The organism is Aureimonas altamirensis (assembly GCF_001463885.1).
Lineage (GTDB): Bacteria > Pseudomonadota > Alphaproteobacteria > Rhizobiales > Rhizobiaceae > Aureimonas > Aureimonas altamirensis.
Genome location: NZ_BBWQ01000027.1, coordinates 1 through 6,362, shown reverse-complemented (window position 1 = coordinate 6,362; position 6,362 = coordinate 1). Strand labels below are relative to the sequence as shown.

Genomic DNA, 6,362 nt, shown 5'->3' with positions numbered 1-6,362 from the left:
CCCTCGATCAGGGCGACTTCCAGCGCCTTCACCTTGGCCTCATGCTCTTGCAGCAGCCGCAGCCCTGCCCGCACCACATCGCTGGCCGATCCGTAGCGCCCGGCCTGCACCTGCATGTCGATGAACGTGGTGAAATGGTCCCCGAGGGACACGGATGTATTGCGGGCCATCGCCGCCCCCTTCTTGTTCTAAGCAGATCCCAATATATACCAATAAGTACCAAGATGCAATCTGGGCGCTGGTGGTGCCAGCGGTCGCGTTCCCGCGACCGCAAGCGGCGCAGGGGGCGAAGCGCCCGGTGCGCGCCGCACCGCCTTACCCTTTTGGGTAAGGCCCTTGATCCTCGAAATTGCAGGAGGCTCTAGTGTTATTAGTGTTACCTACGGAGTAAGTTACGCGGCTCATAAGCACCTGTGAAAAATAGCATAAACCGGCATTTTGGTTCCGAAAGGGTCAAACTTTGGTTCCGAAAGGGTCAAACTTTGGTTCCGAAAGGGTCAAACTGCCTTCCCATCAACAACCGTTCCTGATAGGTCAAACAAAATAGTTCCTGATAGGTCAAAGTTACGCCGTATGAGCCTGCTTCCAGATCGGCACCCAAACTTGGATTTCTTCGTGCTCGATATCGCTGATGCGGTGCCGAAGGATGACATGGCGTCGATGGAGCACCCGTTGTTCTCGCTGGCAACGAAGCCGGACATGCGGCACCTCGAATATCGGAACGGTGACAACGTTCTGAAAATCCGGCCCTCTGGCCTCGGCCTGCCAACGATCTTCGACAAGGACATTCTCATCTTCACCATCAGCCAGCTGATGGCCCGGAAAAATCGGGGGGAACCGATTGGCGATACAGTCCGGTTCTCAGCGCGAGAGCTGTCTGTTGCCACAAACCGGCCTATCGGCGGGAACCACTACAAGCGCCTTGAGGATGCCTTCGCTCGCCTGCAAGGCGCGCAGTTCGTCACCAACATCAAGTCCGGGGGCAAGATCGAAACCCGGATATTCTCCCTGATAGACGAAGGAGGTTTTGTCCGCACTGACGATGAGCGATTCCGCCTCGACTACTGCGAAGTGAAGCTGTCGCGCTGGCTGATGCGGGCGATAGAGACTGACCAGGTGGTGACGATCACCCATGACTACTTCCGCCTGCGCAGGCCCTTGGAGCGCCGCCTGTATGAGATCGCCCGTAAGCACTGCGGCAACTCCCCGAAGTGGCAGATCGGGCTGGCAAACCTCCAGAACAAGACAGGCAGCAACGCCCCGGCAAAGCGCTTTCGCCACAACCTGCGCGAGATCATGCGGGCAGATGTGACACCGTTCTACAAGTTCGATATCGACGAAAACGACATGGTGACAGTGCGCCCTCGCTCTACGCCGGTCGATCTTTCTGCACCAATCATCATCCCAGAATGGGCCGAGGAACAGGCCAGAGCACACGCTCGAACCCTCGGTTGGGATTACTACACCCTACGGTCTAACTGGATGGCATACGCTCACGAGGAAACCGCCAAGGGCAACCCCCCGAAAAATCCCGGCGCGGCATTTGTGGCATACTGCAAAAAACAAGAGAAGCTGCGCTGACAGCGCCACCGAAGGACTGGACGCGAACAGGCGAACAGTCCACCATCATGGAAACCTGAACAGCAGGAAACCCCATGGTTTACACCCTCGGCGATGCCGCGAAAGCAACGGGAAAGTCCAAGGCGACGATCTCAAAAGCCATAAAATCAGGCAGAATATCTGCAACCAAGGATGAAACAGGGACTTTCCAGATAGACCCGGCAGAACTGCACAGGGTTTACCCACCGACTGTTTCAGATGAACAAAAGGAAACACCCGAGAAAACACCTGACGGAAAAGAAAATTCCGGTCTGGTCAGGGAGTTACAAGCCCGCCTTGAGGCGGCACATGAACGCCTCGCAGACAAAGAGGGGATAATCTCCGACCTGCGCGAGGACCGGGATAAATGGCGTCAGCAGGCAACCGCACTCCTGACCGACCAGAGACCGAAATCAGGATTCTGGGCGCGGATGTTTGGCAAAAGCTAGGTCTGCTATGCGGACGAAGCCGCCATAGGAAGCTACGCCGGCTTCTTCGAGGCTTCTTCGTTTGCAAGAAGCTGGCGAGCTACAAGATCATGGTTCAGCCAAAGAACGGGACCGGCAGGTGAACCCGTTTCGCCGAAGATCAGCTGCCCGGTCGCGGTCACGACATGATAGCTCAGCACGTCACTGACCAGCGCTTTATTGTCTTTGTGCAGTTGAACGATCTCGCCCGACGTGCCAATCGTCTGCTCTGCCTGTTCCGGGCTGTTGGGCAAGGGCCATGAGGCGAAGTCGTAGAAGCGTTGCATCGCCTCGTGGTTTTGGTAATCCGATATTTTCTGCAACAGATCGCCCAGCGTCACGCCTTCCTTCAGCAGCGCCTGACACTCGTTCCACAGCGCCTCGACCCACGCGCCGCCGCCCTCTTTCTGTAGCGCGCGAAGCAACGGAAGCAGCGACAGTTCGATGCCCGCGAACACGTCCGAGGAGTTGGTCCGGATCTCTGGACAATTGAAGACAGTCGCCTTCACGCCATTAGCCCAACCTTCCGTGGCAATGTCCTCCAATCGCATCTTTGCGTAGCCTTGGGTGTAGTTCGTGTATGTCTGCCAGCGGTAGTCGTCGCCGATCAGCACTTCGGTCCCGTGATAGCCATAGGCCGTATAGCGAACCTGCCCTCCCGACGCCTCGATCCGGTCCCGAATAGGGGAACTGGCGTCAAGGAGGTGCTGGAAGGTGTTGGCAGATACTTCATTGAAGTTCTGAAGAATTAGCTTGCCCAAATCGCTCTCGATCAAGGTCTGCGAGGACATGTGCCGCGCGCCACGGCCCTTGTAGATGCGGTTCGCGATTACGAGGAACGCTTTGGCCTTCGGAATGCCCCCCGCCATCGTATGCGCAAACAGCACGTTCTTGCCGTCCGGTATCATGCCGTCCAGTTCGCGCATAACGCGACCAAGTGTGGTCTTGAAGCGGTCGACACCATGCTTCCGACACATCTCGATATGCGTCCAGTCAAGCTTGTCGTCCTTCCACGACTCCACCGTCATCTTGTTGAGAAGCTCGGTCGGAGTAGGCTCTCCTGCTGGCGCATCGAGGTCAAAGCCCGCCATGAGCGGTTCATTTATGATCGTGCCGCCAAGTTTCTCCTCGGCTTCTGCAAGTTCTTCGGCCGTCAGTGCGCGGAGGGCGTTATCCTCTTCCCGCCGACCGACCGTGATCCCCACGATCTTCATGCCGGCCTTGCGGGCCTCGTCGACAAGACCTGTAGCGTATCCCCGCCCGAACAACTCGCCGAACAGGACGAACACGTCGCCTTCTTTGAACAAGGTGTTGCGGCTCATATCAGAAGGGATGGGATAGTTCATGTTTTCCTGCGACTGCGGCTCTCGTTCCATGCCGCGCAGTATCAGAAGCCATGTGAAAGGTCATCACTGCCCGATACGCGTCAATGGCGGCCGGGTAGAGCTTTGTGCTCTCATCTGACATTTTGCACCGCGTGCCCCTTGCCGACGAATGGCGGCTTTGGGCTGGAATATACGTCTCCCGAAGACCGAACTCCCATTGGTTATCGGCAATCCCGCGCGCTGGATCGGAACGACTTCCCGGGTTTCTCCCTGTCCTGAAGGGCCGCCGGAGTTTTTCAACAGCATCGGCTCAAACCGTCGATAGGCCAGCCCCGGCCCGCTCGCTCCATTGCGGGCTGTAGGGGCGGGGCTGGCCGGATCAATGGGTAAGCCCGCTGTCCCGGTCGTGGTCGCGGGCTTCCCGCTCCCGCAACCGTTCCTGCTGCCGCTCTTGCTCCTTCAGACGCTCGGCCTCCTGCACCCGCTGGCGTTCCTCGGCCTCCCGGCTTTCCTGCAACCGCGCGGCGGCCTCGGCCAGCGTTCCCCGGTCGATCCCCTGCGCGGCCTCCCGTAGCCGCTCGGCCAGGCTGCGGGCGGATTCCGGCTCCGGGGTTTGACCAGGTGCGGCCACGGTATCGGACGCGGTGCGGCTCTGGCGGGCCTCCCATGCCTCGCGCAACCGCGCGGCCAGGTCCTGCCTCCCCTCCCGGCCATCCCGATCCGCAGCGCCGGCATAGACCAGACCCTGCGCCGGCGGCCCGAGGCGATCCACCGCCCGCCCGATCCAGTCCCGCACCTGACCGGCCAGAACCTCCGCCACACGCGCAACCTCGGCCGCCTGCGCCTTGACCTCGCGCCACACCCGGACGGCCGCAACCTCGATGCCGCGTTCCTTCATCTGCCACGCCCCGGCAGAGAGTTGCGGCAGCGGATCCCGGTCCAGTTCCACCGCCCGCACCGTCTGCCGCAGCGCCTCGGCCTCGTCACCGCGATCATGCGCCGCGGTGGCCCGCTCCTGCGCCTCAATCCGCTGCGCCTCTAGCGTCCGGTGGTCGATCCGCTCGTCATGGCCGCATTGCTCAAGGGCGCGGTTGCTCTCCCGCGCCCATGCCTCACGCCATCCTTCCAGCATCTCGACCGCGTTCCAGTCCCGGTTCTTCGCCCCGAACCCCTCGGGGCCGATTTCGCGGGTGGTCAGCAGGATATGGGCATGGTGGTTGCGATCATCGCCTTCGCGCCCCGGCGCATGAAGGGCGATGTCGGCCACCATGCCACGGGCCACGAACTCGCGCTGGCAGAACGCGCGCACCAGCTCGACGCGCTGCGCATGGTCCAGCTCGGCAGGCAGAGCCACCCGGATTTCGCGGGCAACCTGCGAATTCTTCCGGGTCTCTGCCGCCTCGACCGCATTCCACAGCGCCGCCCGGTCCTGCACCCATGCGGGCGCATTGGCAGGGGCGAGGGTTTCGACGTGATCGACGCCACCGCGCGCACGGTAATCGAAGGTCAGCCCGGTGCGGTGATCCTCGATCCGTTCGCCCACGCGGTAGGCCGCTGCCGCTGTGGCGCTGCGACCGGCAGAGCGGGAAATCATCGTGGCCCGAAGGTGGTAGATCGCCATTTCCGCGCTGCACTTGGCTAAGGGTTCAAGGGAAACGCAGGGTTCCCTTGCCCACACAAACGCGCAGCGTTTGTATAAGTGGGCACTTCGTGTTTGACACGCTATCCACTACGCGGCACAAATTCAACGATTGTAAAGAGGAAGGGCGGAAGAATGGCGCGCACCATCGACCAGCAGATTGCAGATGCGCAAGCGAAGCTGGCGCGGCTCAAAACCCGTCAGAAAGCCAGCGACACCCGCCGAAAGATCATCGTCGGCGCCATCGTCACCACCGAAGCCCTGAAAGACCCCAAGATTTCCAAATGGCTGGCATCCACCCTGCGCAAACACGCAACCCGGGACGTGGACCAGAAGGAAATCGCCGGACTGCTGGCCGACCTCGATGCCAGGGTGCAAAGCGCCGGGGCGGGTGAGGCATGAGCGGCAACACCGATCCGTTCCTGGTTCTGGTCGATGATATTGGCGCGCTGCGCCGCCAGATCGAGAACCTGCAACGCACCAGCCTCGACAGGGACGAGGCCGAACACCTCAACGCGACCATCGCCAAGAGCCTCGACAACATGGCGCAAACCGGCAAGCGGCTGGAACAGCGCCTTGAGGGCCAGCTGCAGCTCGCCACCGCCAAGACCAACCGCGCCGCCATAGAAGCCGCGCAGGACGCCGCCAGAGGGGCTATCAGGGAATCCCATGCCGAGATCCTCCAAACGGCCAGGAGCCTCTCACAGGCCGCAGGAGAGGCCCGCAGGGAGGCGTGGCGCTGGTTCGGCGGGTTCTGGGTCTGGCTGACCTCGATCGGGGCCGCAGGAGCGCTTATCGGCGCGCTGGCAGCCTTCTGGATCACCGGCAGAGGCGATGCCAAAGCCTTCGGCCAGCATCCTCGCATCTACTGCCTGTCCGCAGGCGGTGAATTCGCCGATCAGCGGGACGGAAGCCGATACTGCATCTTCATGGTTTCACCACCGACACAGCCAGCCGGGGAGTGACGGCTCACAGGTGCCGCTCCGCGTCCTGTGCGCTATGCAGGACGCGGACAATCTCCAGCCAGTCCCCCCGGTCGCGGAAATAGATCACATGCGAGCCGGTGGGGCATTTGCGATAGCCAAGGCGAACATTCGTCGCCCGCCCCTGCTTCCGGCCCGATGCCAGCGCATGGCAGGCATCCCGGATTTCGTCGGTGTAGCGGTCAGCCTGATCCGGCCCCCAGTTGTCGGCGCTGTAGTCCCAGATACCGTCAATGTCGACTTCTGCCCGAGGCGAGAAGGAAAGGGCCTTCATCTGCCCTCATACTCCGCCCGCTTCCGCTTCTTGAACGCTTCGAAGTCAAAGGGCTGCGGTTCGCCGGATTCCTCG

General features: G+C 61.3%; 8 protein-coding genes. 4 read left to right on the top strand and 4 right to left on the bottom strand.

What is annotated here, in order from left to right; translation table 11 throughout:
• The coding region (locus tag AUL31_RS19805) for a type II toxin-antitoxin system ParD family antitoxin (protein ID WP_060610913.1) at positions 1 to 170 on the bottom strand (170 nt) is incomplete at its 3' end.
• 433 nt (positions 171 to 603) lie between these two features.
• On the opposite strand from AUL31_RS19805, the gene AUL31_RS19800 reads away from it, so the two are divergent.
• Positions 604 to 1,581 (top strand): replication initiator protein A, encoded by a 978-nt coding sequence (locus AUL31_RS19800; protein WP_202814339.1) that lies wholly within the window; start codon positions 604 to 606, stop codon positions 1,579 to 1,581.
• Positions 1,582 to 1,655: 74 nt separating this feature from the next.
• The gene (locus AUL31_RS20135; protein WP_037477185.1) at positions 1,656 to 2,048 is read left to right on the top strand and encodes a hypothetical protein; all 393 of its coding nucleotides are present in this window, start codon (positions 1,656 to 1,658) and stop codon (positions 2,046 to 2,048) included.
• Between the two features lie 32 nt (positions 2,049 to 2,080).
• Here the strand turns inward: AUL31_RS20135 and AUL31_RS19795 are convergent, their stop codons facing one another.
• Both AUL31_RS19795 and mobQ read right to left on the bottom strand, forming a co-directional pair.
• Positions 2,081 to 3,412 (bottom strand): enoyl ACP reductase FabMG family protein, encoded by a 1,332-nt coding sequence (locus AUL31_RS19795; protein ID WP_037479041.1) that lies wholly within the window; start codon positions 3,410 to 3,412, stop codon positions 2,081 to 2,083.
• A gap of 358 nt (positions 3,413 to 3,770) precedes the next feature.
• Positions 3,771 to 5,012: a MobQ family relaxase gene (mobQ, locus tag AUL31_RS20600; protein WP_060610909.1), complete on the bottom strand. Its 1,242-nt coding sequence runs from the start codon at positions 5,010 to 5,012 to the stop codon at positions 3,771 to 3,773.
• A gap of 153 nt (positions 5,013 to 5,165) precedes the next feature.
• Here mobQ and AUL31_RS19785 point away from each other — a divergent pair, with 153 nt between their 5' ends.
• Together AUL31_RS19785 and AUL31_RS19780 are read left to right on the top strand one after the other, a co-directional pair.
• Positions 5,166 to 5,432 (top strand): hypothetical protein, encoded by a 267-nt coding sequence (locus AUL31_RS19785; RefSeq protein ID WP_052027734.1) that lies wholly within the window; start codon positions 5,166 to 5,168, stop codon positions 5,430 to 5,432.
• Positions 5,429 to 5,995: a hypothetical protein gene (locus AUL31_RS19780; protein ID WP_037477195.1), complete on the top strand. Its 567-nt coding sequence runs from the start codon at positions 5,429 to 5,431 to the stop codon at positions 5,993 to 5,995. The genes AUL31_RS19785 and AUL31_RS19780 overlap by 4 nt, the downstream gene beginning before the upstream one ends.
• Before the next feature lie 4 nt (positions 5,996 to 5,999).
• On the opposite strand, the gene AUL31_RS19775 is transcribed toward AUL31_RS19780, so the two are convergent.
• On the bottom strand, positions 6,000 to 6,287 hold the full coding sequence (locus AUL31_RS19775; RefSeq protein WP_037477193.1) for a type II toxin-antitoxin system RelE/ParE family toxin: 288 nt from the start codon (positions 6,285 to 6,287) through the stop codon (positions 6,000 to 6,002).
• Positions 6,288 to 6,362: the final 75 nt, after the last annotated feature.